Source organism: Streptomyces sp. NPDC030809 (assembly GCF_055572195.1).
Map to the genome: position 1 here is coordinate 11,043 of NZ_JBVIDV010000043.1, position 23,752 is coordinate 34,794.

Annotated in this window: 25 protein-coding genes; 10 read left to right on the forward strand and 15 right to left on the reverse strand. The window is 74.1% G+C overall.

All coding sequences use genetic code 11. From position 1 onward, the window contains the following. Nucleotides 1-204 precede the first annotated feature (204 nt). The 4 genes from ACZ407_RS34390 to ACZ407_RS34405 are packed head-to-tail and all read left to right on the forward strand — an operon-like array spanning nt 205 to nt 2,129. Nucleotides 205-747, forward strand: coding sequence for a hypothetical protein (locus ACZ407_RS34390; RefSeq protein WP_468135380.1), 543 nt, complete (start codon nt 205-207; stop codon nt 745-747). 14 nt (nt 748-761) lie between these two features. After that, entirely contained in the window at nt 762-1,184 is a 423-nt protein-coding gene (locus tag ACZ407_RS34395; RefSeq protein WP_468135382.1) for a hypothetical protein, read from the forward strand. 13 nt (nt 1,185-1,197) lie between these two features. Beyond that, nucleotides 1,198-1,746, forward strand: coding sequence for an RICIN domain-containing protein (locus ACZ407_RS34400; RefSeq protein WP_468135384.1), 549 nt, complete (start codon nt 1,198-1,200; stop codon nt 1,744-1,746). 20 nt (nt 1,747-1,766) lie between these two features. After that, nucleotides 1,767-2,129 carry an SH3 domain-containing protein gene (locus tag ACZ407_RS34405; protein WP_468135386.1) on the forward strand — a complete coding sequence of 121 codons (363 nt, stop codon included), beginning with the start codon at nt 1,767-1,769 and terminating at the stop codon, nt 2,127-2,129. Nucleotides 2,130-2,200: 71 nt separating this feature from the next. On the opposite strand, the gene ACZ407_RS34410 is transcribed toward ACZ407_RS34405, so the two are convergent. Beyond that, nucleotides 2,201-2,773 carry an NADPH-dependent FMN reductase gene (locus ACZ407_RS34410; protein WP_468135388.1) on the reverse strand — a complete coding sequence of 191 codons (573 nt, stop codon included), beginning with the start codon at nt 2,771-2,773 and terminating at the stop codon, nt 2,201-2,203. Between the two features lie 198 nt (nt 2,774-2,971). On the opposite strand from ACZ407_RS34410, the gene ACZ407_RS34415 reads away from it, so the two are divergent. Beyond that, nucleotides 2,972-3,640: a lysophospholipid acyltransferase family protein gene (locus ACZ407_RS34415; protein WP_468135390.1), complete on the forward strand. Its 669-nt coding sequence runs from the start codon at nt 2,972-2,974 to the stop codon at nt 3,638-3,640. 37 nt (nt 3,641-3,677) lie between these two features. Here the strand turns inward: ACZ407_RS34415 and ACZ407_RS34420 are convergent, their stop codons facing one another. Then, a complete protein-coding gene (locus ACZ407_RS34420) occupies nt 3,678-4,301 on the reverse strand; it encodes a histidine phosphatase family protein (protein ID WP_468135392.1) in 624 nt (207 codons plus the stop codon). A 162-nt stretch (nt 4,302-4,463) separates the two neighbouring features. Then, nucleotides 4,464-5,663, reverse strand: a complete 1,200-nt coding sequence (locus tag ACZ407_RS34425; RefSeq protein WP_468135394.1) for a serine hydrolase domain-containing protein — start codon at nt 5,661-5,663, stop codon at nt 4,464-4,466. A 348-nt stretch (nt 5,664-6,011) separates the two neighbouring features. On the opposite strand from ACZ407_RS34425, the gene ACZ407_RS34430 reads away from it, so the two are divergent. Further along, nucleotides 6,012-7,652 carry an alpha/beta hydrolase gene (locus ACZ407_RS34430; protein WP_468135396.1) on the forward strand — a complete coding sequence of 547 codons (1,641 nt, stop codon included), beginning with the start codon at nt 6,012-6,014 and terminating at the stop codon, nt 7,650-7,652. A gap of 108 nt (nt 7,653-7,760) precedes the next feature. On the opposite strand, the gene ACZ407_RS34435 is transcribed toward ACZ407_RS34430, so the two are convergent. Further along, nucleotides 7,761-8,234 carry a MarR family winged helix-turn-helix transcriptional regulator gene (locus ACZ407_RS34435; RefSeq protein ID WP_468135398.1) on the reverse strand — a complete coding sequence of 158 codons (474 nt, stop codon included), beginning with the start codon at nt 8,232-8,234 and terminating at the stop codon, nt 7,761-7,763. An 81-nt stretch (nt 8,235-8,315) separates the two neighbouring features. On the opposite strand from ACZ407_RS34435, the gene ACZ407_RS34440 reads away from it, so the two are divergent. Continuing rightward, nucleotides 8,316-8,690, forward strand: a complete 375-nt coding sequence (locus tag ACZ407_RS34440; RefSeq protein ID WP_468135400.1) for an HGxxPAAW family protein — start codon at nt 8,316-8,318, stop codon at nt 8,688-8,690. Nucleotides 8,691-8,700: 10 nt separating this feature from the next. Here ACZ407_RS34440 and ACZ407_RS34445 read toward each other — a convergent pair whose 3' ends face one another. From ACZ407_RS34445 to ACZ407_RS34480, 8 genes are all read right to left on the reverse strand, one after another. Beyond that, nucleotides 8,701-8,973 carry an SH3 domain-containing protein gene (locus tag ACZ407_RS34445; protein WP_468135402.1) on the reverse strand — a complete coding sequence of 91 codons (273 nt, stop codon included), beginning with the start codon at nt 8,971-8,973 and terminating at the stop codon, nt 8,701-8,703. Between the two features lie 192 nt (nt 8,974-9,165). Then, nucleotides 9,166-10,182: a hypothetical protein gene (locus ACZ407_RS34450; RefSeq protein WP_468135404.1), complete on the reverse strand. Its 1,017-nt coding sequence runs from the start codon at nt 10,180-10,182 to the stop codon at nt 9,166-9,168. Then, nucleotides 10,175-10,774: a hypothetical protein gene (locus ACZ407_RS34455; protein ID WP_468135406.1), complete on the reverse strand. Its 600-nt coding sequence runs from the start codon at nt 10,772-10,774 to the stop codon at nt 10,175-10,177. The genes ACZ407_RS34450 and ACZ407_RS34455 overlap by 8 nt, the downstream gene beginning before the upstream one ends. A 65-nt stretch (nt 10,775-10,839) precedes the next feature. Next, a complete protein-coding gene (locus ACZ407_RS34460; protein ID WP_468135408.1) occupies nt 10,840-11,805 on the reverse strand; it encodes a tellurite resistance/C4-dicarboxylate transporter family protein in 966 nt (321 codons plus the stop codon). A gap of 46 nt (nt 11,806-11,851) precedes the next feature. After that, entirely contained in the window at nt 11,852-13,723 is a 1,872-nt protein-coding gene (locus ACZ407_RS34465; RefSeq protein WP_468135410.1) for a glyoxal oxidase, read from the reverse strand. Nucleotides 13,724-13,773: 50 nt separating this feature from the next. Next, entirely contained in the window at nt 13,774-14,079 is a 306-nt protein-coding gene (locus tag ACZ407_RS34470; RefSeq protein WP_468135412.1) for a hypothetical protein, read from the reverse strand. Nucleotides 14,080-14,291: 212 nt separating this feature from the next. Beyond that, entirely contained in the window at nt 14,292-17,597 is a 3,306-nt protein-coding gene (locus ACZ407_RS34475; RefSeq protein WP_468135426.1) for a S8 family peptidase, read from the reverse strand. Between the two features lie 453 nt (nt 17,598-18,050). Further along, a complete protein-coding gene (locus ACZ407_RS34480; protein ID WP_468135414.1) occupies nt 18,051-18,437 on the reverse strand; it encodes a MerR family transcriptional regulator in 387 nt (128 codons plus the stop codon). Nucleotides 18,438-18,592: 155 nt separating this feature from the next. Between ACZ407_RS34480 and ACZ407_RS34485 the strand changes: the two genes are divergently transcribed. Together ACZ407_RS34485 and ACZ407_RS34490 are read left to right on the forward strand one after the other, a co-directional pair. After that, nucleotides 18,593-19,267, forward strand: a complete 675-nt coding sequence (locus ACZ407_RS34485; protein WP_468135416.1) for a class II aldolase/adducin family protein — start codon at nt 18,593-18,595, stop codon at nt 19,265-19,267. After that, nucleotides 19,264-19,728 (forward strand): carboxymuconolactone decarboxylase family protein, encoded by a 465-nt coding sequence (locus tag ACZ407_RS34490; RefSeq protein WP_468135418.1) that lies wholly within the window; start codon nt 19,264-19,266, stop codon nt 19,726-19,728. The genes ACZ407_RS34485 and ACZ407_RS34490 overlap by 4 nt, the downstream gene beginning before the upstream one ends. 29 nt (nt 19,729-19,757) lie before the next feature. Here the strand turns inward: ACZ407_RS34490 and ACZ407_RS34495 are convergent, their stop codons facing one another. Next, nucleotides 19,758-20,378 (reverse strand): L-threonylcarbamoyladenylate synthase, encoded by a 621-nt coding sequence (locus ACZ407_RS34495; protein ID WP_468135420.1) that lies wholly within the window; start codon nt 20,376-20,378, stop codon nt 19,758-19,760. A 196-nt stretch (nt 20,379-20,574) separates the two neighbouring features. Between ACZ407_RS34495 and ACZ407_RS34500 the strand changes: the two genes are divergently transcribed. Next, complete coding sequence (locus tag ACZ407_RS34500) at nt 20,575-21,156, forward strand: hypothetical protein (protein ID WP_468135422.1); 582 nt, start codon at nt 20,575-20,577, stop codon at nt 21,154-21,156. 131 nt (nt 21,157-21,287) lie between these two features. Here ACZ407_RS34500 and gap read toward each other — a convergent pair whose 3' ends face one another. Together gap and ACZ407_RS34510 are read right to left on the reverse strand one after the other, a co-directional pair. Beyond that, nucleotides 21,288-22,286, reverse strand: a complete 999-nt coding sequence (gene gap / locus ACZ407_RS34505) for a type I glyceraldehyde-3-phosphate dehydrogenase (RefSeq protein ID WP_468135424.1) — start codon at nt 22,284-22,286, stop codon at nt 21,288-21,290. A gap of 133 nt (nt 22,287-22,419) precedes the next feature. Beyond that, nucleotides 22,420-23,361 carry a GlxA family transcriptional regulator gene (locus ACZ407_RS34510; RefSeq protein ID WP_468135428.1) on the reverse strand — a complete coding sequence of 314 codons (942 nt, stop codon included), beginning with the start codon at nt 23,359-23,361 and terminating at the stop codon, nt 22,420-22,422. Nucleotides 23,362-23,752 lie beyond the last annotated feature (391 nt).

Here is a 23,752-nt window from a genome sequence, read left to right on the forward strand (position 1 = left end):
CTTTCCCCCCCCGGGCCCGAGTCCCTTCGTTCCTCCCCACACAGGGGGGGGGCCCCCGCCGGACGGTCCGCTACCGGACGGCTGTCCTGTTCGCCCTGTGCCCGGCGCCGCCGCGGCTGCTGAAGTGGGGCCCACGCCGGAAGGCAGGGCCCCAGGGCCCGCACCGGCACAGTCCACCCGACCCCGAAAGGGAGATCGATCGCCATGCGCACCCGAGTCCGCAGCAGTCTGCTCGCCGCCTTCGCAGGAACCCTCGCCCTGGGCGCGTTCATCGCCGCCCCCGGCGCCGCGAGCGCCGCCCCGGCGAAGCTCAGCCACGCCACCGCCGTGAGCAAGCTCAGGGCCAACGGCGGGTTCACGCTCCACTCCAGCGGCGGATGCAGCGACCGCACCCGGCCCAACTGCACCTCGCTGGAACAGATCAACGCGGCGAGCATCAGCGACGCCATCGTCCTGCGCAACGCCAACCGGTGTGCGCTGACCATCACCGGCGGCACCGAGGTGGGGCACAGCCGCGGCACGTACAGCCACGAGAACGGCTACAAGATCGACTTCAGTCCCACCACCTGCCTCACCAACTACATCACCGGCAACTTCACTCGCATCTCCAACCGCGGGGACGATCCGCGGTACCGCTCCTCCGCGGGCAACGTCTACGTCCGCGAGAACCAGAACCAGAACAACGACCACTGGGACGTGACCTTCTGCGGCGGCAGTGCGGACTGCACCAACAGGGCCAGCAGCTGAGGCGGAGAGGACCCATGGCTCTGCGCATGAAGACGGCAGCGGCCGCCGCCGCAGCGGCCGCCCTCGTCCTGGCCCTGCCGTCGGTGGCCCATGCCGAATGGGACGGCGGCTGGCACGGCGCCGAACTGGCCGGCAAGTGCGGGACGGCCGTCGGCTTCTACCACTGGGAGTACACCGGCGACGCCTTGGGGCACCCGCTGTTCCGCACCAAGTGGGACATGACCGTCGCCGACGGCTGTCTCGACGACGGCAGGGACGTGGCGCTCTACGCCACGTACTGGAAGTGGGACGGCAGCCGGTGGCTCGACAAGACCCGGACGTTCAACTCGGCCCTGCCCAAGGTCGGCAAGGGCTACGACGTGCGCGACGTGCAGCTCTACGTCTGCAAGGTCGGCCAGGCCGACACCTGTGTTCCGCTCAAGCGCTTCTACGTCTGAGGAGTACGCACACATGATCCGAACCGGAAGCAGGGTGTTCAGGTGGCTGCTGCCCGCCCTCGCGGCCCTGTCCGTGGCGGGCGGGACGGGCCTCGTCACCGCCGGCCCGGCGGCCGCGGCCAACCACAGCTGCCCCAACGGGTGGACGGCGAACGTCTACCAGAACACCTCGGGCCGCAACTACCTGAACGTGCAGGGGTCCGGGGGCCAGGGGGCCAAGGTCATCACCTGGTACGAGGGGAGCAGCTCCCCCCACACGAACGAGCAGTGGTGTCTCGAGCGGGCGAGCGAGGGCGGCTGGTACTTCCACCCGAAGTACAACGCCGGGCTGTGCATGGACGTGCCCTCCGCCAACTACTCCACCGGCGTGGGCCTGATCATGTGGTCGTGCAACGGCCGCGCCAACCAGCGCTTCAACGTCTTCCGGCCGACGGGCCAGCTCAACTACACCATCTGCCCGACGGCGCACGGCTCCCTGTGCGTCTCGCAGAAGGGCGGGGGCTACGGGGACCAGGTGGTCCTGAAGAGCCCGAGTTACGACAACCACAGCTACTGGTTCTAGGAAGAGGAGAGACGGAAACCATGAGGATCAAGCGCATCGTCTCCGCGGCCGCCCTCGCCGCCGCGTGCGTCGTGGCCGTGCCGGCGGTCGGCCGGGCGGCGGCAGTGCCGGAGCCGTCGGCTGCCGTCGCCCTGGCGGAGACCAAGGGGTACTTCACCGGGAGCGGGGTCAACATGCGTTCCTACCCGAGCACGAGCGGTTCCGTGAACGGGCAGGGGCAGTACGGCCAGAAGGTCGTGGTCAACTGCTACACGTACACCAATTACCACGAGAGCGGCACCAAGTGGTTCCACGCCAGGAACACCGCGACCGGGGTGAGCGGGTACGTGATCAGCAGCTACATCAAGGTCACCAGCGGGGACGACACCCCTCGCTGCAAGTGAACCCGTTCCACGGGGGACTCCGGTACGGCCCGGCGGGTCCGGGCCGTACCGGCCGAGGCGCGGACGCCCTGCTACGCCGCCTCGGTCCACCCCTCGTCCCGCCGCCGCGCGGCGAGCAGCGCCCCGCCCCACCAGACGAGGTCGTCGAGCATGGTCCCGGCCGCCTTCTCGGCCCCGCCCGCGTCGAGGGGCGCACCGGCCGCGTCGAACGGGAACTGGTGGAAGCTGACGGTCTCGCGGATGGTGGCCGCGTGCAACTCTGCGAAGACGAGGCGTAGTTGCTCCACGGCGCGCAGGCCGCCCGAGAGCCCGCCGTACGAGACGAAGCCGACCGGCTTGCGGGTCCAGACCCGTCCGGCGATGTCGATGGCCTGCTTGAGCGAGGCGGGGAAGGAGTGGTTGTACTCGGGGGTGAGGACCACGTACGCGTCCGCCGCGGCGAGGCGCTGCACGAACTCCCGGGTCTGCGGGGACGGATCGTGGGTCCAGTGGGCCGGCAGGTCGGCGTCGGCCAGGTCGATGACGTCGAGCTCGACATCGGCCCGGCCCGCGGTGAAGGACTGGAACCAGGCGGCGACCTTCGGTCCGAAACGGCCCTCGCGGGTGCTGCCGATGACGAGTGCGATGCGCAGTGGAGAAGTCATGGCCCCAGGTTCGGACCTCAAGCGGACTTGAGGTCAACCGGATGTGACGCGGGACACGCCCGCCCGGGGGCGGCACGATCGGGAAGCCCAGGTCGGGTTCGACTACCCGGGTGCGGATGAGTACCCCGACTCACGCGGGCGCGCGCACCGGCCGAAGACGATGGAGGCAGACATCGTCAAGACCGGGAGTTCCGTCCCATGCTCAGCAGCCTCTCCGGCAGCCTGCTGCCCGCGTTCGGGCGCCTGTCGGTGACCACCGACACCGATGCGGGCACCACGTTCGCCCCCGGCAGCATCATCGCGGCGAACCACACCTCGCTCGCGGACCCCGCCATCGTGCTGGCGGCGCTGCACCGCCTGGGAGCCGTACCGGTGGTGATGGCGGCCGCCGGACTGTGGCGCATCCCGGGCCTGGGGGCCGCCCTGACCCGAGGGGGCCACATCCCGGTATTCCGCGGCGACCGCCGGGCGGCGGACGCCCTCGACACCGCTGCCGAAGCCCTCGGCCGGGGCAGGCTGGTCCTCATCTACGCCGAGGGCGGCCTGCCCGCCCGCAGCGACGCGGCCGAGGCGGCGCCCGGCGGCTTCCGCAGCGGCCTCGCCCGGCTCGCCGGTCGGACCGGCGCACCCGTCGTCCCGGTGGGACAGGCGGGAGCCCGGCGCATCACCTCCGGCAGCGTGGCGAAGCAGCTCGCGGGCCTGGTCACCGCCCCCCTGCGCCGCCCGGACCTGCACGTGCACGTGGGGGCCCCGCTGCACCTCACCGGCGACCACGCGGCCCGCACCGCGCGGGCGCGGACCGCGGTGACCGGCGCGTGGCGCACGGCGGCCGCCCACCTGAACGAGCCGGCCGCCCTCGCTCCGTGACACCGCCCCCCGGCACGAGCCGGGCCGCCCCCGCCCCTCAGACGTGGAGCTCCGGCGGGAAGCCGGTCCAGCGCAGCTCCGCCGGAAGGTGGCCGGAGTCGTTGAAGAGCAGGACCGCCGGGGGGCGGCCGGGTGCGTAACGGATCACGGTCAGGGCCGCGTTGGCGTGGTTGATGCCCATCCAGCGCCACCTCGGGGCGTCGAGGGCGGCCCGGATCAGCCAGCCGGCCAGGAAGTTGTGGGTGACGAGGAGTTCGTGGCGCGGCTCGTCGCCGGGCACCGGACCCGTGAACTCCGCGAGCGCTGTGGCGGCGAGCCCGGGCCCCTGCTCGCGCTCCTCGTCCGAGAACCCGTCCAGGAAGGCGAGCATGGCGTCCGCCGTGTCCGGGGGCAGCTCCGCGCGCGCCGGCAGGTACGGGAGGTAGTCCCCGGCCTCCTCGGAGGGGCGCAGCGGGACCCCGTCGAGCTGCTCGCGGATCAGGTGCGCCGTCTGCCGGGCGCGGGCGAGCGGACCGTGGTGGACCGCCGTGAGCGGGACCCCGCGGAGGCGCTCCCCGAGCAGGGCGGCCTGGCGCCGGCCCGCTTCCGTCAGCCCGCTCTCGTCCGGCAGCGCCTCGGCGTGGCGGGTCAGGTAGAGGTAGCGGGCGGCCGTGCTGGTCATGGGCGGTTCCTCCCCGTGGGTCGATCTTGCGGACGCTCTCGGGGACGCCGTCCGGCGCGGGCCGGTTGCCGCGCGCGGACGGGTTCCCGCGCGGACGGGTTCCCGCGCGGCTGCTCCCCCGCGCGGCGGCGGGGGAGAACCGGGAGCCGTCCCGCCCGCCGCTCAGCGGTCCTTGAGGAGGGCGCAGGCGAAGTCCTCCTGGACGGTGCGCAGCCGGGCGAGCAGGGCGGGCTTGTTGCTCTTGCTGGTCTGGGTGTTGATGGTGAACGTGAGGGACCGGGTGCCGTCGGGGTTGGCGGCGGCGAGCTGCGTGTAGCCGAGGGTGTTGCCGGTGTGGCCGTGGAGCACCCCGCAGCGGGTCGTGTAGCGGAAGAGCGCGAGCCCGGCCGCGTTGGTGCCCGGGCCGGCCGGTTCGGAGGAGTCGCCGGGCCGGAAGGCGAGCTGCTCCTTGCGGGTCTCCTCGGAGAGCAGGGCGGGACCGCCGTACGCGCGGATGAAGGTGCCCAGTTCCCGGGGTGTGGAGACGATGCCGCCGGAGGCCCAGACCCCGGAGGTGCCCACCACCTCGCTGACGTCCTCGGCCGGCGCGGGCGGGCTGATGTCGTAGCCGTGCAGGAACGGGCGGGGGAGCAGGTGGCCCTGGGGCAGGCTGGTCCGACGCAGGCCGAGCGGCCGGTACACGAGTGCCTTGAGGAGGTCCTCGTAGCGGCGGCCGGTGGCCGCCTCCGCCATGAGGGCCACGGCGATGTTGTCGGAGTTGGAGTACTGGTACAGCGTGCCGGGGCGGAACAGCAGCGGCTCGTTCGCGACGAAGTCGAGCAGGGTGCGCGAGTCGAAGACGTGGCGGGGGTCGGCCCGGAGGAGGTCCAGGAACGCGGGGGCCGCCGAGTAGTCGGGCAGGCCGCTGGTGTGCTGGAGCAGCTGGCGCAGGGTCACCGCGTGCCAGGCGGGCGGCTGGGCGGGCAGCACCTCGCCGATGGTGGAGTCGAGGGACAGCAGCCCCCGGTCGACGAGCCGGAGGGCGACGGCCCCGCTGAACGCCTTGGCGATGCTGGCGATGCGCATGTGGTCGTCGAGCTGCGGCGGGCGGCCGGTGGCGATGTCCCCGACGCCGGCGGTGTAGACCTGCGTCCGGTGGCCCCGGGTGAGGACCGCGATCGCCCCCGGCGGACCGTCCTCCTGGGCGACGAGCCGTTCGAGCTGCCGCTGCAGGCGCTCGTCGTGGGACGGGCGTCCGCCGGCGGGGTCCGGGCCCGCACCGACCGCCTGCGCGGGCGCGAGCAGCCCGCCGAGTGCGGCGGCGGTCAGGGCGGCGGCGGACAGGCCGGCGCGGAAACGGCGTACGGAGGCGCGGGTGGGCACGGGTGTCTCCCGGTGTGGGGTGCGGGGTGCTGCGGCGGTGCGGCGGTCGGTGCAGTCCTGCCGCACCGCCTGCCCAGACCAGTAGCAGCCGGCCCGGTGCCCCGGGGCGACGGCACGCGTGGCCGGGGGCCGGTCGGCGCACAGGAAAGCCCCCGCACCCGGCGTGTCGCCCCCGTCTTCCGGGGCTCCGCCCAGGATCCCGCGCCTCAAACGCCGGCGGGGCGGAAACACGCGGGCTCCGCCCCGGACCCCGGTCCTCGACCGCCGGCCGGGCCGAAGGGCCGCGATCTTTACGGCCTCCCCAACTGGTGCCATGCTGACCGGGTTTGGCCAGCCGAAGGAGGTTCCTTGTCTCGCATATCCACTCTGGCGATGGCGCTCACCAGCGCCCTGGCCCTGGTCTCCGGCGCTGCCGTCTCGGCCTCGGCGGCGCCCACCGCGGCCGCCGGAGCCACGACCACCGCAGCGACCGCCCCGGCCACCGCCGGCGGGCAGGTCGATCCCGTGGAATGGACGCCCTGCAACCCGGACGAGTCCAAGCCCGATCCCAAGATCTACGACTGCGCCGTCTACCCGGTGCCGCTGGACTACGCGAACCCGTCCGGTGAGAAGATCGGCATCGCCATGATGCGGCGGCGGGCCGGCGACCCGGCCAAGCGCATCGGATCGCTCTTCCTGAACCCCGGCGGCCCCGGCGGCAGCGGCTACCTGTGGGCCACCACGGCCCGGTTCGAGCCCCGCGTCACCGAACACTTCGACCTGATCGGCTTCGACCCCCGCGGGGTCGCCCGCAGCAACCCGCTGCGCTGCTTCAAGACCGACGAGGAAGCCGAGGCGGTCTTCAACCGGACCACCGCGGTGCCCGTCACCCGCGCCGAAGTGGACGGCACCCTCGCCGCCACCCGCGACTACACGGACGCCTGCGCGCGCAACGCCGGCCCGCTCATCCGGCACATGTCCACCATGAACGTCGTCCGCGACCTCGACCGGATGCGCCAGGCCGTCGGGGACGAGCAGCTGACCTTCGCCGGGTTCTCGTACGGCACCCTCATCGGCGCCACCTACGCCAACATGTACCCGGACAAGGTGCGCGCGGTCATCATCGACGGCAACGTGGACCCGAACCTGCGCCTGCACAACGGCCTGGAGTACGACCGCCAGCGCGCCACCGGCGGCTTCGAGCTCGCGCTCGGCGAGTTCCTCAAGCGCTGCAAGGCCGCAGGCACCCCGCGCTGCGCCTTCGCCGAGGGGGACACCCGCGCGAAGTTCGACGCGATCCGCGACCACCTGCGCACCGCGCCGGTGACCCTGCCGAGCGGCCAGGTGGTGACCCTGAGCAGCTTCACCAGCCAGGTGGCCAACGCCCTGTACGCGCAGACCCGTCTGGCCCCGCTGGCCGTCTCGCTCCAGGCGCTGCACCAGGTGATCAACCCTCAGCAGGGGCTCGCCGGCGGCCGGTTCGCCCCGGCGGCCGCGGACCGGCTGGCCAAGGTCGTCCCGACCGCTCTGCGGGAGGCCCCCGCGGACTCCCCGTACACCTCGGACGATTCGTACTTCGGCGTCAACTGCCAGGACAAGCCCTACCCGTCGAACCCCAAGGCCTTCGCCCTCGTGGCCCGCGCCTGGGAGCGGGGCGCGCCCACCTTCGGCCGCTACCAGGCCTTCGACGCCCCCGCGTGCGCGACCTGGCCGGCACCGGCCCGGACCGCGGAGCGGTTCACCGGCCCGTGGAACCGCCGGACCGCGAACAAGGTCATGGTCATCGGCAACACCTTCGACCCGGCCACCCAGTACCGCTTCTCGCAGCGGATGCAGCGCCAGCTCGGCAACGCCGTCCTGGTGACGGTCGACGTGATCGAGCACTGCGCGGTGGGCCGCAGCAAGGCGCTGAACGCGCTGGTCACCTCGTACCTCGTGGACGGCGCCGCACCGAAGCCCGGCCAGGTCCTCAAGCCGGACCTCGACCCCTTCCCGGTCCCGGCGTCCTGACGCCGCCCCGGCCTGCCGTCCGCCGGGCGAAGCACTGCAGCACCCGGACGCGGTGGCGCGGCGGTCGCGCCGCCGTCCCCGCGTCCGGCCGCCGGGGGCCCGGCCCGGTCAGGTCTCGCAGGACTCGGCGAGATGGTCCGCGGCCAGGGTCCCCGCGCGGCGGAACCAGTCCGCGAGGACCGCGACCTCCTCGGCCGAGTATTCGGCGAACAGGGCGGCCAGCCGGGCGTAGTACGGCTCGTAGACCGCACGGACCCGGTCGGCGGCCTCGGGGACGGCGACCACGCGCACCCGCCGACGGTCGGCCGGGTCCGGCCGGCGGGTGACGAACCCGCCCCGCTCCAGCCGGTTCACGATCCCCGTGACCGCGCCCGTCGTGACGTGGGCGCGCACCGCGAGGTCCCCGGCGGTGACGGGCTGCTCCCCGGCCTCCAGGACGTACGCGAAGCAGATCAGGTCGGTCACGCTCAGCCCCAGGTTCCGGGCGAACTCCTGCTGCCCGACCATGCTCGTCGCGATCAGGTGGTCCATCGCCGAGATCGCTTCCGCGGCCGAGGCGGCGGGGCGGTCCGTGCCCTCCATTGAAAATCCCTTAGTGCGTAAGATAAATTCCTCACCAGCTAAGACATCATAGGTCGGCGCGGCTCCCAGAGGGGTGCAGGCATGAGCGAGCACAGGCAACACCAGTACGACGAGGGCCACACCGTCGCCGGCTGGTCCGGCACCGCGGTCGCCACGATCGGGGCGGCCCTCGCGGGCCTCGGCATCTGCGGCTGGACCCCGGGCCTCTGGCTGGGCGCGGCCGTCCTCCTGGGCGCGGCCCTCCTCACCTGGGCCCTCCACCTCGCCGGCTGGGGCAAGGCCCCCGGTCCGCGGCCCACCGCCCACTGGGGCATGCGCACCCGCGACGCCCAGGCCCGGGCCGGACACGCGGCCTGCCTCGGCTGCCGCCTGGCCGGCCGCGGTGCGGCCGGGTCCCGCGCCCGGACCGCCCCCGCGGGCACCCGGACGGCCGAGGCGGCGGACCCGGCCTCCTGACCGGCGGCGCTCAGCCTTCCGGCACGGGGTCTTCGGCGTCCTTGGACAGCGGCACCTCTCCGGTGTTGTCCACGTGCCGCGCGGAGACCCACGCGTCCGCGTCGCGCAGCAGGTACCAGATGGCGTTGCCGTCGATGATCTGGGCGTGCACCTTGCTGTGCAGCCCGATCTGGTCCCCGTGGGCGAGGTTGCCGATCACGGAGGAGTCCGTGCTCGGATACCGGCGCAGGTTGACGCCGTTGGCGCTGACGACGGTGCCGTACGGCTTGGCGGGACTGGACATCACGACCTCCAGGGAACGTCGGGCGGCGCGGCCGCGTCCCGGTCCGGACGGGCCTCTGGCACGCTACGGCGGATTCCCGCCCCGGCGCCGGAGGCGTGCGGGAGGTCCCACGACCGGCGCCGGGTGAGTCAGTCCGATGCGTCGGGCCCGGCCCGGCGGGAGTCGGATGCCCGGGGCCTGGCGCCGGGCGAGTCAGTCCGCTGCCCCGGCTGCCGCGCCGGGGGAGTCGGTCCGTGCCCCCGCGCCGGTGCCGGGCCCCTCGGCCGGGGCCGCCCGGTACGGCGCGAAGGCGGCCACCGCGGCCTCCGCGTACGGACGGCGGTTCATCCGGGTGACGAGCTTCCACATCTCGCGCTCGGCGGCCAGGTCCCGGGGCAGTACGAGACCCAGGGCCTCGGCCAGCGGCTTGCGCCCGAGGTTGACCAGGGCCCGGACGGCGGCCGCCCACTCGTCCGTGGCCTGCACGGCGCACCGGTACCACAGCGGGGCGAGCGCACCGAGCACGGTCGCCACGCTCACCGACACCAGCACGTCCGCCCGCGAGGAGGCGAGCGAGGCCAGGGCGGCCGCGGCGATCAGCACGTGCCCGTAGAGCAGGGCCACGAAGAAGTCCACGCTCGCCCGCGCCACCTCCACCTGCCGCCGCACCGCTTCCGGGGCGGCCCCGGCCAGCTCGTTCCACAGCACCTGCGTGTCGAGGCGGTAGCGGTCGTGGCCGTACTCCTCGAAGCGGCGGATGGCATTGCCCAGCCGGCTCGGCCCCACCTGCTCCTCGCGGATGGGGAACCGGGCGAGCCGCTCGTGCGCCAGCGCGCGCTGGAGGAGGTCCCCGGCGCGCTCCGGAGCGGGGGCGCCGCCGGTCGCGGTGCCGGCGGGAGCGGCGAGGACCGCCAGCCGGCGCTTGGCCTCCAGGGCCCGCGCCGTGCGGGAGGCGTACAGCCGCCGCGGCCACAGGAGGTAGCCCTCCAGGATCCGGTACAGCGGGTTCTGGAGCGCGTTGAGCACCAGGCCCGCGAGCACGGCGGCGGCGAGCAGGAGCAGCGACAGGTTGGCCGGGGAGTCCGGCCACAGGCGCTGCATCAGGGCCAGGTGCCGCAGGCTGGGCGCCACCGCGAAACAAAAGACGGCCAGGTTGATGGCGGTCGGCAGGATCCAGCCGACGAGCAGGGTCCAGGCGCCGCCGACCACCCCCTTGGCGAGGTCACCCACGAAGGTCGCCGCCCGGCGCCGCACCGCGGTCCCAGTCGTCGTCGGGATCGACCACGGGGCCCGGGGGAGTGAAGCCCATGGTGGGGTCGGCGGCGGCGTACTGGTCCAAGGGCGTGATCACCGCCTCGTCCGCCGACCCGACGAGGCGGAACGCTTCCGCGGCCGGCTCCGCTGAGAATCCCGTGCCCCCCTGCCCCTGTTCCTGCCACTGTTCCTGTCCCTGCTCCTGCCCCGCGAACGCCCACCGCAACGCCAGCGCGGTCAGCGGCGCCGCGGCAGCGGGCGCCAGGTCCAGCGCCCCCGAGAGGGCCCGCAGCAGGTACGCGGTCACCTCGTCCCGGTGCCGGGCAGCCGTACGGCCGTCCAGCGCGGCCCGGTCCAGCACGGCCACCAGGGCCGCCAGCGCCTCGGGGCCGAGCCCGGCCGCGGTGAACACGGCGGCCAGCGCAGCGCGCTCCGCCGGCCAGTCCGGCCGCCGCATCACCCCCGGCAACTGCCCGGCCGCCAACAGGGCCGCGGCCTCCCGCGTCGCGGCCTCGTCGGGCCCCTGCTCCGGTCTGCGGTCCGTCCCGCCCGTCTCGTCCTCGCCCATCGCCCGTCCCCTCCCCGGTCTGCGGCGCGCACCATGGTGCAGCATCGGCGCGCGCGGCGTACGGGCTACCGGCCAACTGCTGCGGCGGACTGCTCGGCACGGCGCCGCCGCAGGGACAGCAGCAGCCCCCCGGCGGTGACCACCCACAGGCCGATCGCGACCCACAGCAGCACCAGGCCGGTCGAGTGCAGCCAGTCGAGCCCGGTGACCGCAGCCGTGGACAGGCAGGCCACGGCGGTCATGCCCAGCGGGAAGACGGTGGCCCAGCGGCGGATGTCGTACGCGGGGCGCGGCCAGCGGGTCTCGGCGGTGAGCAGGACCACGCACCAGGCCAGGTCCAGGATGTTGAGGGCCACGGTCAGGACGCGCAGGGCTTCGTGTCCGGTGCCGGCCCACAAGGGCAGGGCGTAGAGCCTCGAACCGGCCAGCGCGGAGATCGCGAGCGCCCCGCCCGCGATCCAGTGGTCCCCGCCGCCGTCGCGCAGCTGCCGGAAGTCGAAGCGGAACAGCGCCTCGACGTACAGGAGCAGCCCCAGGCAGAACGCGGCGAGTGCCGCGGTGCCCAGCCACCGGACGCCCCGGCCGAGGCAGAGCGTCGCCGCCAGCACCGCCGGGCCCTGGGTCGCCACGCACACGAGGAAGGCCGAGCCGGGCATCCGCCGGTGCCAGCTGCGGACCACGGTGAACAGGAGCACCGGCCAGACCAGGGCGGCCACCGCGAGGAGCGCGTACGCGAGCTCCGTCCAGCCGAGCTGGGAGCAGCGCACGCCCACGATGGTGGTGGCGGCCACGGCCGTCAGCGCCGGCGGCGTGTCCGCCTCGGAGCGCCAGCGCGACCGGTTGTCGAACAGGCGGACGAGGAACTCGGCCGCCAGCAGCACCCAGCCCAGGCCCGCGAGCGCGAACAGCGCGAGGGAGGGCACCTCGTGGCCGGTCTGCCGGATGCCCACCGAGAGGATGCAGGTGGCCATGACGGCGGCGCCCGCGGCGGGCGGCAGCTCGGCCCACCACGGGCCGCGACGGTCGCGCATCCTCCCAGCGGACCCCACCCCGCGGCGCCCCGCCACCGGTGCCCGGTCAGCGGACCCCGAGCTTCACCCACTTCGCCGTACTGGGCACGCCCTTCGCGTTCAGCAGGAACAGCATGTAGTAGCCCGGCGGGGCGTCGGCCGCGCTCGGCGGGGTGCGGAGCCCGACCGCGGTGCCGCGGACCCCGGTGCGCCGCAGCTCCAGGTACCGCTGACTGGTGTTCACCGAGTGGGTCACGGTCGTCGGCGCCAGCAGCACGGCGCGCGCGACCTCCCCCGGGGTGGCGCTCGACACCTCGAACCCGGTGTCGTACGCGAGTTCCCCGCCCGGCACCCGGTCGAGGGCCGGCCGCGGTCCCCGGTGCAGGTAGGCGGGCTCGTACAGCTCGATGCTGCCGTCCATGCCGTCCGCGATGTCGGGGTCGTTCGCGATCTGCTGGAGCTCGTCCCCGGTGACCAGCATGCGGCCGTCGGGCAGCAGCAGGGCGTTGGAGTGGTAGCCGCGCGGCAGCCGCTGCGCGGGGCCCAGCCGCCAGTGTCCGCGGGCGTCGCGCAGCTCGGTCCGCCGGTACTTCGGATCGGCCCGGGGGTTGAACGGCCCGTTGCCGTAGTCCCGTGAGTCCAAGGAGCCGTTGACCGTCAGCAGGGTGCCGTCCGGCAGGATCAGCGTGTCGTCCTGGGTCCGGCCGAAGGCCCGCGGCTCCTCGGCCGTCCACCGGCCGCCGGACAGCCGGTACGTGAGGGGGTCGCGCGCGTCGCCGCCGAGCACCAGGACCGAGTCCGGGCCGCGGAAGCCGGCAGCGGGCAGCGGCACGGCCGAGCCGTACCCGCGGAAGTCGGCCGGCCGCCGCGGCAGGTCCGTGCGCACCTCCCTGACCGGGTCGAACAGCCACTGCTGGTCGGCGTCGCGGCCCAGCCCGTAGACCATCCCGTCGCGCAGCGAGAACAGGTGCGGATAGTCGTTGCGGAACGGGGCGTCCACGCGCAGGCGCTGCGCGTCGAGGTCGAGGGGGATGTCGTACGGGCGCCAGGGCACGGGATGCTTCAGGGCGGGGAAGCGCTCCACGACGGGGGTGGGGGTGCCCGTGCCGCGTTCGGACTGGCCGGACATGATGATCTGGCGGCCGTCCGGGCCGGTCACGGCGGTGGGGTACCAGCGGCCCACGGCCATGTCCCGGTTGCGGTACCAGTGCTCGGTCCAGGGGTCGAACACGAACGACAGCCGGGCCCCGCTGCCGCCCTTGCCGCCCACGTTGCCGCCGAAGACCCCGACCATCCCGTTGGGGAGGTAGGCGTGCCCGGAGCAGAAGAAGGGCGCCGGGCGCGGGGCGTACCGGCCGTCGGGCACCAGGACCACGGGCGGGGGGACGGCGGTGAAGGCCCGCGGGCCGGTCCCGCGGGCGGGGTCCCACAGGTAGGCGCGGCCCGCGTTGGTCACGCCGACCGTGTTGGTGGGACCGGTCTCCTTGGTGGGGTCGGTCTCCACCCGCTCGAAGGAGAAGAGGAGCACCTTCCCGGTCGGCAGCAGGGCCGTGTGCACCCCGAAGTCGGGGGACTGGAAGTACTCCGTGAACCGGCCGAACCGCGCCGCCGCCAGCGGTGCGTTGGTCCTGAGCTGGGACTCCCGGAGCGCGGCCAGGCTCGCCGTGCGCTTGGCCTGCGGATAGGCCTGCGTACCCCGGGCGGCCGCACGGAGCCGGGCGTGCACCCGGGCGTGCTCCGCGCCGATGACGGCGGCCTCGCCGGTCAGGGGCCCCGGCCGGTGCCCCGGGCCGCCGACGGGATCGGCATGGCGGCCCGCGGCGAGCGGGGGACGGGCGAGAGCCGGGGCGGGGGCCTGCACCGCGAGGACCACGGCAGCGGCAGCCACCCAGGCCGGGAGGGCGGAAGACCTTCGGATGCGGGGAAGGGGACTCCTCATTGCGTGAATTTTATGAGGAATGAGACGAATTGCCCCGCTATGACGCGGTGCTACAGCTCCTCGGACTCCGCCACGTCGCAGTCGGTGAAGGCCGGCGGCCGTGTCGAAAGGGCGGCCAGCCGCTGCGCCAGCTCGGTCGTCTCCGGCGCGTCGCTGTTGGCCATGGCCTCCTCGTACGAGTCGAACTCGACCACGGCCAGGTAGCGGTTCGGATTCGCCCGGTCGCGCAGCAGCGTGCGGCGTGTCGGTCCGAGCTTGCGGCCCTCCGCCCGGGCCTTCTCCTCGTACGCGCGGATGAGGTCGCGCATCTCCTCGGCGCGCTCGGTCTCGAAGTCGATGATCTGCGCGAACCTCACAGCGGCCTCCCGGCGCGCGGCGCCCCCGCGGACCGGGGGCTCTCCCCGTCCAAGCAAGCACCGACCGGCCCGTCCGGCAACTCCGCGCCCGCCCGTGCGGTCCCGCACGCCGGTACGGATGCACCGCGCGCCCCCCGGGGTGCACGGCAGGCTGCCCCCGGCTCCGGGAGGGGGCCGGGGGCCGGGGGCAGCGGTTCGTCACGCGGGCGGGGTCACCTCCCGTACCACGCGTGGTGGATCGTCAGGGTCGAAGTGTTGCCCTGCTTGTCCGTGACCTTGGCGGCCAGCGAGACGGAGGAGTCCTTCGCCGGGTTCCGGACCGAGATCTTCCCGTCCCGGACCGGCACGGTGCGCCAGGTCCGGCCCTTGTCGTAACTCACCGAAACGGTCAGCGACTTGAGGTTGCCTCCGGCCGCCGAGCCCTGCACGGTCACGGGGACCAGGACCGCAGCGCCCGCCGGGGCGCGCGAGCCGAGGTCGACCGGGGCCGCGAAGCGGACGGTGGACACCGGCAGGGCGGTGGTGGCCGCGACCTGCTTCGAGCGGAACGTGAAGGCGGCGTCGATCCGGGTGGACGCCGAGGCCAGCGCCGCCGGGCGGGCCACGGAGGCCGTCAGCCGGTACTCGGCATCGGTGCCGTCGACCGTGAACGACTCGAAGCCGGACAGCGGGTCCTCCTTGGCGCCGACCTTGACGCCGTTGCGGTAGAGCGTGGTCGTGGCCGAGCTGAACGGGCTGCGCCCCGCGTGGCCCTTGCCGTCGGAGAACAGCGGCACGGCGCCGACGAGCGTCTGCTCGCCCGTGGCCGGGTCGGGGGCGGTGCGGAAGACGCCCGCGCCCGCGGCCGTGTCCACCAGGGGGCCGATGACCCCGGTGTTGAAGGTCTCCCGGTACGTCCGGCCCGCCTCGTAGCGCTTCGGCCGGAGCATCTCCTGGCTGCCCTCCCAGGCCGGGAAGCCCTGCTCGTCGGGCTTTCCGAGCTGGTCGAAGCGGGTGAGCCAGGTGACGCCGTCGGAGGTGGAGACGTGGAAGGTGCGGGTGCCCGGCGCCGCCTGGCGCGCGGAGAAGCCGTTGCCCTCGGGCGCACCCGGCAGATGGGCGAACGGGGAGGAGAGCGCGGACTTCCCGGGGGCGGAGGCGCCGAGGCCGACCTTGAGCGTGGCCAGCTCCGCCGCCTTCACGTGCTTGGTGTATCCCGTCGCCACCCGGCCCGTCTTGCCTCCGTAGGCCACCGCGTACTGGTCCGTGGCGCCCTTGAGGAAGTGCGCGTCCCAGGTCTGCAGGAGCGAGCCGTCAATGACGGCCGGACCCCGGTGGGCGGTGCGGAAGCCGGTGAAGCCCCGCAGGACCCAGCCGTTGCCGGCGCGCTCGGTGCCTGCGGACCGCTCGTAGTACGTGCCCGCGTAGTCCGCCTTGGTGATGCCCGGCACCGTGAGGTCCACCGGCTTGGTGGTGCGGGCGTCCGCGGTGACCGTCAGGTCGCGGGTGACGTCCAGCCGCGGCTGGGCGATCCAGTCGGTGCCCCGGGCGTAGTCGGACGGGTCCACGTAGACGGCGGTGTTGAACGTGTACGAGCCCTTCGGCACGCGCAGCGTGTGCGTGCCCGGCTCGTTGTCGATCCGCGCCTGGAAGCCCGCAGCGGAACCGCCGATGCCGATCAGGCTGTTGGAGAAGTTCCGGGCATCGGCCCCGTCCCGCCCGAGGGTCCGGACCGTGAGGTCGTACGACTCCGCCTCCCGCACGGCCACCGCCGCCGTACGGACCGACTGGCCCCCGCGGGTGGCGGTGACGAAGCCCGAGAAGGAGCCGTCCGTGCTGCCGATCCTGGTGTCCGCGACGAGGTCCACCGAGGCCGTGCCCCCGGCCGGCACCGTCACCTTCGAGGCGCCCAGCCTGAAGAACCCGGCCGGGGCGGGCTTGCCCGCCGGGTCCAGGCCGGCCACGGACAGGTCGAGGGTGACGGCGGTGCCGCCGAGGTTGCGGTAGGTCACCTTCCGGGTCACGGGGCGGTCGTCGGCGTGCGGCCAGCGGGCCGTGCCGAAGTTCAGCGAGACCGGCTCCGCGACCACGGTCTGCGCCAGCGCCCTGTCCACCCGGATGCGGCCCGAGCCCTGCTGCACCGCCGCGTAGCCGCCGTCCTTCGCGGACGCCGTCAGCGCCCCCTTCAACTCGGCGTACTTCCAGTCCGGATGACGCTGCTTGAGGATCGCGGCCGCGCCCGCCACGTGCGGGGTGGCCATGGAGGTGCCGTCGATCTGCAGGTACCCCGGCGCCGGGTGCGGGACGCCCGGCTTCGTGTCGATGAGGCTGCCCGGGGCCGCCGCCGCGGTGATGGCCACGCCCGGTGCGGTCACGTCCGGCTTCACCGCCCCGTCGCCGGCCCGCGGGCCGGTGCTGGAGAACGGCGCCAGCCGGTCCTCGTGGTCCACCGCACCCACGGTCAGCGCGGCGTCCGCACTGCCGGGGGAGCCGACCGTCGAGCCGCCGGCCGCGCCCTCGTTGCCCGCCGCGACGGCGAACAGGATGCCCTTCTGCGCGGACAGCCGGTTGACCGTGGCCTCGACCGGGTCCACGCCCGGGCCGTCGGGGCTGCCCAGGCTCAGGTTGACCACGTCCGCGCCCTCGGCGGCGGCCCACTCCATGCCCGCGATCACGGCGGAGTCGTCCCCGAACCCCTGGTCGTCCAGGACCTTCCCGCTGATCACCTTCGCCCCGGGCGCGACCCCCTTGAACCGGCCGCCGGACCGGGCGCCGGTGCCCACGGCGATCGACGCCACGTGCGTGCCGTGCCCGACCCGGTCCACGGCGTCGGGGGAGGAGGAGAAGTTCTTCTCCCCGACCACCTGGGTCTTCAGGTCCGCGTGGGTCTTGTCCACGCCGGTGTCGAGGACGGCGATCTTGACGCCCTTGCCGTCGTACCCGGACGCCCACGCCTTGTCGGCGCCGATCTGCCGGACGCTGCGGTCCAGGCGCGCCGCCCGCACTCCGTCCAGCCACACCTTCGCGATCCCGGGCGCCGCGGAGCGCGCCCCGTCCGGCTGCCGGTCCGTCAGCGCGTCCCAGACCCGTGCCAGGTCCCCGGGGGCCGTGCGCACGGCATCGGCGTTGATCGTCGGGAACGTCCGCAGCCCGGCGTCACCCGCCGCACGCAGCCCGGCGCGTGCCGCCGCTCCGGCACCGCCGTCGTACTGCACGATCAGCTTGAGGCCGGCGCCGTGGCTCCTGCGCAGCCGCGGCTCGGTGAGCACGGCGAGGTCGAAGAGCCGCTGGTCCAGCCGGCCCGCGGCGATCAGGCGCTGCGCGTCGGCGGGCACCACGAGCGTGCGGTCCCCGATGCGCTGCACCTGGACGGGTATCCGCTCGCGGCCCGCGGCCGCCTCGAAGCCCACCATCCGGCCCCTGGCGTTCACCACCACCAGGTCGCCGGTGACCAGCGGGATCCGCCGGCTGCCGTCGGCGCGTGTGAGGTCCGGTGCGGCCGGCGCGTCCGCGGCGATCGCCGTCGCGGGGCCGGTCATGCCTGCCACCAGGGCCACCGAAGCGGCCGCTGCAATGGTCAAGGCGCGTGCTCTGCGCACATGTGCGTGCAAGTCTCCCCCAGGAGCTTGGGACGAGGTCGAGTGGTCGTCCCGGCCCGGGGCCTGCAACGCCCCCGCCGGCCGGTCAGCGCAGTATGTGAAACCGGAACCACGTGATCAACGCGGCCGGCCCGCCCGCACCCTCCGGCAGCCACTTTCAAGTCACCCTGGAGCCCCCGGTTTTGACGGGACGGAGAGGGGAGTGTGACCGTCGTGTGACAGCCCCCCGATCCCTGTGTGACACCCCCGGTCCGCGCCCCCGCACACCCCTTCCGGCACCTGCCCTCCGCCGCCGCGGCAACCCCGGACCGGCGCCTTCGCGCCCAAGGCGGCCGAATTGGCCGTATCCGGCCCACCGGGGAACCCCCGACCGTCGGGGCGTACCGAGCCGCCTCAGGGCGCAGGATCGGGCCGCTGCCACTGCGCCATCTGGTCGCGGAACTTCGGGCACCTGACGATGTCCTCCTCGCTGCACTTCAGGGCGTGGGTCAGGAGCTGGTGGGCGTGGTCGAGGTCGAGCATCCGCTGTTCGATCTCGGTGATCTTGGCGCGGATCATCGCCTCCCGGCGCAGCTGGTCCTGCTGGAACTCCCCGATCTCCCGGAGGGTCAGCCCGGCCTGCTGGCACTTGCGCAGCACCGTGATCCGCTCGGCGGCCTCCGGCGGGTAGCGCCGCTGCCCGCTCTCCCGCTCGGGCGCGGGCAGCAGCCCGTGCCGTTCCCAGTACCGGATGGCCGACGCGGGCACCCCGGTCAGCTCGGCGAGTCGGCCGATCGTCATGCGGCGCACGGTGCGCTCCTCCTGGTCTCCGGCAGTCCCGGCGGCACCGGTATTTGACTTGAACCTTAGTTCAAGTCGGAGAGTGGTCGGCAGGCGGGCAGCGGCGAACGAGCGCCCCCGCCCACGCATTTGGAGACCGGAGACGGGAGACCGACATGAGCGACAGCGCACACGCGTACGTACGGAAAGAGCAGGCCGACGGGCTGGTGGCAGCCGCGGAGAGCCTCTTCGCGGCCGGGGTGATGTCCCACTCCGGGCACGCCAACCTCAGCGCCCGGCTGGACGGCGGCCGCATGCTGCTGACCCCGGGGTTCGTCCGCGGCCTGGAGCCCGGACAGCTGGCGGCCGTCGGCTTCGACGGGCAGGTCCTCGAAGGCGAACTGCGCTCCGTCAGCGCCGAGATCATCGCGATGCACAGCGTGGTGTACGAGGCCCGCCCGCACGTGGGCGCGATCATCCACACCCACTCGCCCGCCGCGACGGCCTTCGCCGTGGCCCACCGCCCGCTGCCCTGCCGCACCGAGCCGATGCTCCGCTTCGGCCAGGCCGAGGACGTCCCCGTGGTCCCCTGGGGCCCCCGCGGATCGGACGTCTCGGTGCGCGGCATCGCCGAAGTGCTGGAACGGCGCCCCACCACGGCCGCGGTGCTCCTGGCCAACCACGGTCTGCTCGTGTTCGGCCCGGACCCGGCCGCCGCCGCCCACCTCGTGGTGGCCGTCGAGGAGAGCGCCGAAGCCGAGATCGCCGCCGCGGCGATCGGCGGGGCGGTGGACTTCCCGCCGGGCGCCCAGGAGGCCGTGCGCGCCGCGATCGCGCGGGTGGCGTCGTGACCGACCGCACCCCCGCCGCCCGTGCCGAAGCCGTACGCGACCGCTACCGGGCCACCCTCGGAACCGTGCCCGCCGGAGTCCGGGAGAGGCTGCGCCTGGCCGGGGAGTTCGGCCGGCTGCCGACCGAGGAGGCGATCGCCGCCCTGCGCCACATCGTGCTGACGGACAACCCGCTGGGCGCGCGGGTGCAGCAGCTCGTGCACTTCGGCCAACTGCTCGTCCTCGGCCGGGAGCACCCGGCGCGGATCCACGCCCAGGGCGCCCTGCACGCCGGAGCCGGCATCGCCGAGCTCATCGGCGCGGCCGAGACCGCGCTCATCACCGGCGGCGTGCCCGCGTACGCACTGGGCACCGGGATCATCGCCGAACTGCTGCCGCCGGCGGACGGGGAGCCCGGCGCGGAGGACGGAGAGCGGCCGCCGGGGCCCCTGCGAGAGGACGGCGGCCGGGTCCGGCTCTGACGCGGCCCCGGCCCCGGCCCGGCGTACGGCTACTCGAAGCGCTCGGTGTCCCCGGCCCCGCGCCGGACGACCTCGGCCGTGCCGCCGGAGAAGTCGATGACGGTGGTGGGCTCGGTGCCGCAGTCGCCCGAGTCCACCACCACGTCCACCACGTGGTCCAGCCGCTCCTTGATCTCCCAGCCCTGCGTCAGCGGCTCGGCCTCGTCGGGCAGCAGGAGGGTGCTGGAGAGCAGCGGTTCGCCCAGCTCGGCCAGGAGGGCCTGGGTGACGCCGTGGTCGGGGATGCGGACACCGACCGTCTTCTTCTTCGGGTGCTGCAGCTGACGCGGCACTTCCCGCGTCGCGGGCAGGATGAAGGTGTAGCTGCCCGGAGTGGCCGCCTTGATGGACCGGAACACGTCGTTGTCGATCTGCACGAACTGGCCCAGCTGCGCGAAGTTCTGGCAGATGAGGGTGAAGTGGTGCCGGTCGTCGAGGTTCCGGATCGACCGGATGCGGCCCAGGCCCTCACGGTTGCCCAGCTGGCAGCCCAGCGCGTAGCAGGAGTCCGTCGGATACGCGACGAGCCCGCCGGACCGGATGCTGTCCACGATGGACCTGATGGTGCGCGGCTGGGGGTTGTCGGGGTGCACATCGAAATACTTCGCCATTGGCCGAGCCTAGGGGATCGGCGGGGCAGGCGCCGCACGACCCCGTCCGGCCCGCGCCGGGCCGCGTCCGCGGCCCCGCCGGAACCCCGTACCCGAGTCCAAAGGGGTACAGACGCGCGCATATGATCGGCCGGTTGCCGCGCGGCTGACCTCGCGCGCCGCACTGTTCGACCGCACATCCACAGGGGGAACCCGCATGAACCTTCGCCGCACCCTGGCGATCCTGGCCGCGACCGCCGTCGCCGCCCCCGCCGCGCTGGCCTCCGCCGTCCCGGCCTCCGCCGCCCCGGCCCCGGCCGGTCCCTTCGCCTCCTGCACCCGGTGGACGACCACCGAGCCGCGGACGGCCACCGAGCTCGTCGGCTTCCCGTCCCGGCTCGTCGCCGGCACCTGGGCCAAGTTCACCTTCCGTACCGTGAACACCTCCGCCCGCACCCTGGCGGCGGTCGGCGCGAACGTGGAGGTCTCCTCGTACGAGGCGGGCACCTTCGCGGACCAGAAGCTCCGCGTGCAGTGGTACGACAAGAAGGCGGGCGGCTGGAAGCCGCTGCCCGGCACGCTCTCGGAGTACGCGACGCTCGCCGTCGGCCTGAAGGCAGGGGCCGCGTCCGAGGTCAGGATGCGCGTGAAGGCGGACGCGAAGTCCGGGGCCGGCTCCGGCTTCGCCTTCGACAACGGCCGCTACGCGGGCAGGGACCGCGTCTGCGGTTTCGCGGCGGCCATGCACGAATACGACTTCGAGGTGGTCCCGGCCGCCTCCGCCGCGGCCGCTCGCTGAGCCCGCGCGCACCCGCCCACGGGCCCGCCTGCACCCGCAGACGGGCCCGTAGGCGTACGCAGGCGGACCCGCCCCGCAGGCGGACCCGTCGGTGCGGCGCGGCCCCCTGTCCGGGACCGCGCCGCCGCCGGTCAGCTGCCGGCGAGCAGCTGGAGCGTGTCGATCACGCGGTTCGAGAAGCCCCACTCGTTGTCGTACCAGGCGACGACCTTGATGTGGCGGCCCTCGACGCGGGTCAGCTCCGAGTCGAAGATCGACGAGGCCGGGTTGCCGGTGATGTCGGCCGACACCAGCGGGTCGTCCGAGTACTCCAGCACCCCGGCGAGCGGGCCCTCGGCCGCCGCGCGGTAGGCCGCGAGCACGTCCTCGCGGGTCACGTCGCGGGCGACGGTCGTGTTGAGCTCGACGATCGAACCCACCGGGACCGGCACGCGGATCGAGTCGCCCGACAGCTTCCCGTCGAGGTTCGGCAGGACCAGGCCGATGGCCTTGGCGGCGCCGGTCGTGGTCGGCACGATGTTGACGCCGGCGGCGCGGGCCCGGCGGGGGTCGCGGTGCGGGCCGTCCTGCAGGTTCTGCTCCTGCGTGTAGGCGTGCACCGTGGTCATGAAGCCGTGCTCGATGCCCGCGAGGTCGTCGAGGACCGAGGCCAGCGGCGCGAGGGCGTTGGTGGTGCACGAGGCGTTCGAGACGATCGTGTGCACGTCCGGGTCGTACGCGTCCGTGTTGACCCCGTAGGCGAGCGTGACGTCGGCACCGTCGGCCGGGGCGCTGACCAGGACCCGCTTCGCCCCGGCGTCGATGTGCGCACGGGCCGCCTTGGCCGAGGTGAACCGGCCGGTGGCCTCCAGCACGATCTCCACCCCGAGTTCGGCCCACGGCAGCTGCGCCGGCTCGCGCTCCGCGAGCACCTTGATGCGGCGGCCGTCGACGACGAGGGTGTCGCCCTCGACGGTCACCGGACGGCCCAGGCGGCCCGAGGTGGTGTCGAAGGCGAGCAGCCGCGCGAGGGCCTTGGGCTCGGTGAGGTCGTTGATGGCGACGACCTCAAGGTCGCTTCCGCGTTCGAGCAGGGCGCGCAGCACGTTGCGTCCGATGCGGCCGAATCCGTTGATGGCGATGCGAGTCATGAGGTGTCCTTTCGTGGTCAGCCCCAGATTCCCCGTCCGCGCCCGCCGGTGACAGAGGCGAGATCGCCATGGTTCGAAAGGATCGTGCCAAGCACCTGTCGAACCCCGCCGAACACCCGCCGACCGCCCGCGGCTACCCGCCCTTGGTGAACGTACGCCGGTACTCCGTCGGCGTGGTGTCGAGGATCCGCTGGAAGTGCATCCGCAGGTTCGCGCCGGTGCCCAGGCCCACGTCGGCGGCGATCTGCTCGACACTGCGCTCCGAACGCTCCAGCAGCTCGCGCGCCACGTCGATCCGGGCCCGCATCACCCACTGCATGGGCGTGTACCCGGTGTCCTCGGCGAACCGCCGCGAGAACGTCCGCGGCGAGACCCCCGCATGCCGGGCGAGCAGCTCCAGCGTCAGGTGCTCGCCCAGCCTCCGCAGCGCCCACTCGCGGGTCGCGGCGAACCGTTCCCCCAGGGACTCGGGCACGCTGCGCGGCACGTACTGGGCCTGGCCGCCGCTGCGGTAGGGCGCCGCGACCAGGCGGCGGGCCGCATGGTTGGACAGGGCCACCCCGTGGTCGCTGCGCAGGATGTGCAGGCACAGGTCGATGCCGGAGGCGGCCCCCGCCGAGGTGAGCACACGGCCCTCGTCGACGAACAGGACGTTCTCGTCCACCCGGACCAGCGGCCACTTGGCCGCCAGGGCCCGCGTGTAGTGCCAGTGCGTCGTGGCGCGCCTGCCGTCGAGCAGCCCGGTCGCGGCCAGCGCGAAGGCGCCCGTGGAGATGGCCGCCAGGCGCGCGCCCCGCGTGTGGGCGGCGATCAGCGCGTCCACGACGGCCCGCGGCGGGTCCTCGCGGTCCGGGTGCCGGTAGCCGGGGACGAACACGATGTCCGCCCACTCCAGCGCCTCCAGGCCGTGGGCGACGGCGTACGACAGTCCGTCGCCGCCCGTCACGAGCCCCGGGGACGCACCGCACACCCGCACCTCGTACGGCATGCTCGCCCGGGTCGTGAACACCTGCGCGGGGATGCCGACGTCGAGGGGCTTGGCCCCTTCGAGCACGAGGACGGCGACGCGTTGCAGCGGAACAGGCGGGGACGGGGGAGCGAGCGGAGAAGGTACGGAGGGCGCAGAAGGCGGAGGGACCGGCACCGTACGAGGGTATGCGGGGCCCGCGCCCGGGCCGGCCGGGGGCTCGCCCCGGCCGGCGGCCACCCTCCACGCTCAGCGGCGCCCCGTACTGCCGGGGCCCCTGGGTGTACCCCGGTTCGAACCGGAGCTGCGCCCCCGAGCGGGTCGGGCCCTGCGCCGGGCCATGAGGAAAGCGGGGTTCGATGCCCCGGTTTCCTTCGATTCGGGGGCCGGAAGTGGCCCGGGGCACACCCCTGAAAGGGGTACGGGCGGTCACGCGGGGTGAGATCGGGGCCGTGATCCGGTGAGGCGGGCCACAGGACCTACGTCACAAACGAAGCGG

What these genes read in the sequence shown, in the direction of transcription:
- ACZ407_RS34440 (WP_468135400.1), top strand. Translation starts at nt 8,316, where the DNA reads ATGAGCGAGCACAGGCAACACCAGTACGACGAGGGCCACACCGTCGCC.
- ACZ407_RS34480 (WP_468135414.1), bottom strand. Translation starts at nt 18,437, where the DNA reads ATGACGATCGGCCGACTCGCCGAGCTGACCGGGGTGCCCGCGTCGGCC.
- ACZ407_RS34475 (WP_468135426.1), bottom strand. Translation starts at nt 17,597, where the DNA reads ATGACCGGCCCCGCGACGGCGATCGCCGCGGACGCGCCGGCCGCACCG.
- ACZ407_RS34410 (WP_468135388.1), bottom strand. Translation starts at nt 2,773, where the DNA reads ATGACTTCTCCACTGCGCATCGCACTCGTCATCGGCAGCACCCGCGAG.
- ACZ407_RS34395 (WP_468135382.1), top strand. Translation starts at nt 762, where the DNA reads ATGGCTCTGCGCATGAAGACGGCAGCGGCCGCCGCCGCAGCGGCCGCC.
- ACZ407_RS34415 (WP_468135390.1), top strand. Translation starts at nt 2,972, where the DNA reads ATGCTCAGCAGCCTCTCCGGCAGCCTGCTGCCCGCGTTCGGGCGCCTG.
- ACZ407_RS34485 (WP_468135416.1), top strand. Translation starts at nt 18,593, where the DNA reads ATGAGCGACAGCGCACACGCGTACGTACGGAAAGAGCAGGCCGACGGG.
- ACZ407_RS34445 (WP_468135402.1), bottom strand. Translation starts at nt 8,973, where the DNA reads ATGTCCAGTCCCGCCAAGCCGTACGGCACCGTCGTCAGCGCCAACGGC.
- ACZ407_RS34460 (WP_468135408.1), bottom strand. Translation starts at nt 11,805, where the DNA reads ATGCGCGACCGTCGCGGCCCGTGGTGGGCCGAGCTGCCGCCCGCCGCG.
- ACZ407_RS34400 (WP_468135384.1), top strand. Translation starts at nt 1,198, where the DNA reads ATGATCCGAACCGGAAGCAGGGTGTTCAGGTGGCTGCTGCCCGCCCTC.
- ACZ407_RS34405 (WP_468135386.1), top strand. Translation starts at nt 1,767, where the DNA reads ATGAGGATCAAGCGCATCGTCTCCGCGGCCGCCCTCGCCGCCGCGTGC.
- ACZ407_RS34465 (WP_468135410.1), bottom strand. Translation starts at nt 13,723, where the DNA reads ATGAGGAGTCCCCTTCCCCGCATCCGAAGGTCTTCCGCCCTCCCGGCC.
- ACZ407_RS34390 (WP_468135380.1), top strand. Translation starts at nt 205, where the DNA reads ATGCGCACCCGAGTCCGCAGCAGTCTGCTCGCCGCCTTCGCAGGAACC.
- ACZ407_RS34420 (WP_468135392.1), bottom strand. Translation starts at nt 4,301, where the DNA reads ATGACCAGCACGGCCGCCCGCTACCTCTACCTGACCCGCCACGCCGAG.
- ACZ407_RS34455 (WP_468135406.1), bottom strand. Translation starts at nt 10,774, where the DNA reads ATGGGCGAGGACGAGACGGGCGGGACGGACCGCAGACCGGAGCAGGGG.
- ACZ407_RS34495 (WP_468135420.1), bottom strand. Translation starts at nt 20,378, where the DNA reads ATGGCGAAGTATTTCGATGTGCACCCCGACAACCCCCAGCCGCGCACC.
- ACZ407_RS34435 (WP_468135398.1), bottom strand. Translation starts at nt 8,234, where the DNA reads ATGGAGGGCACGGACCGCCCCGCCGCCTCGGCCGCGGAAGCGATCTCG.
- gap (WP_468135424.1), bottom strand. Translation starts at nt 22,286, where the DNA reads ATGACTCGCATCGCCATCAACGGATTCGGCCGCATCGGACGCAACGTG.
- ACZ407_RS34500 (WP_468135422.1), top strand. Translation starts at nt 20,575, where the DNA reads ATGAACCTTCGCCGCACCCTGGCGATCCTGGCCGCGACCGCCGTCGCC.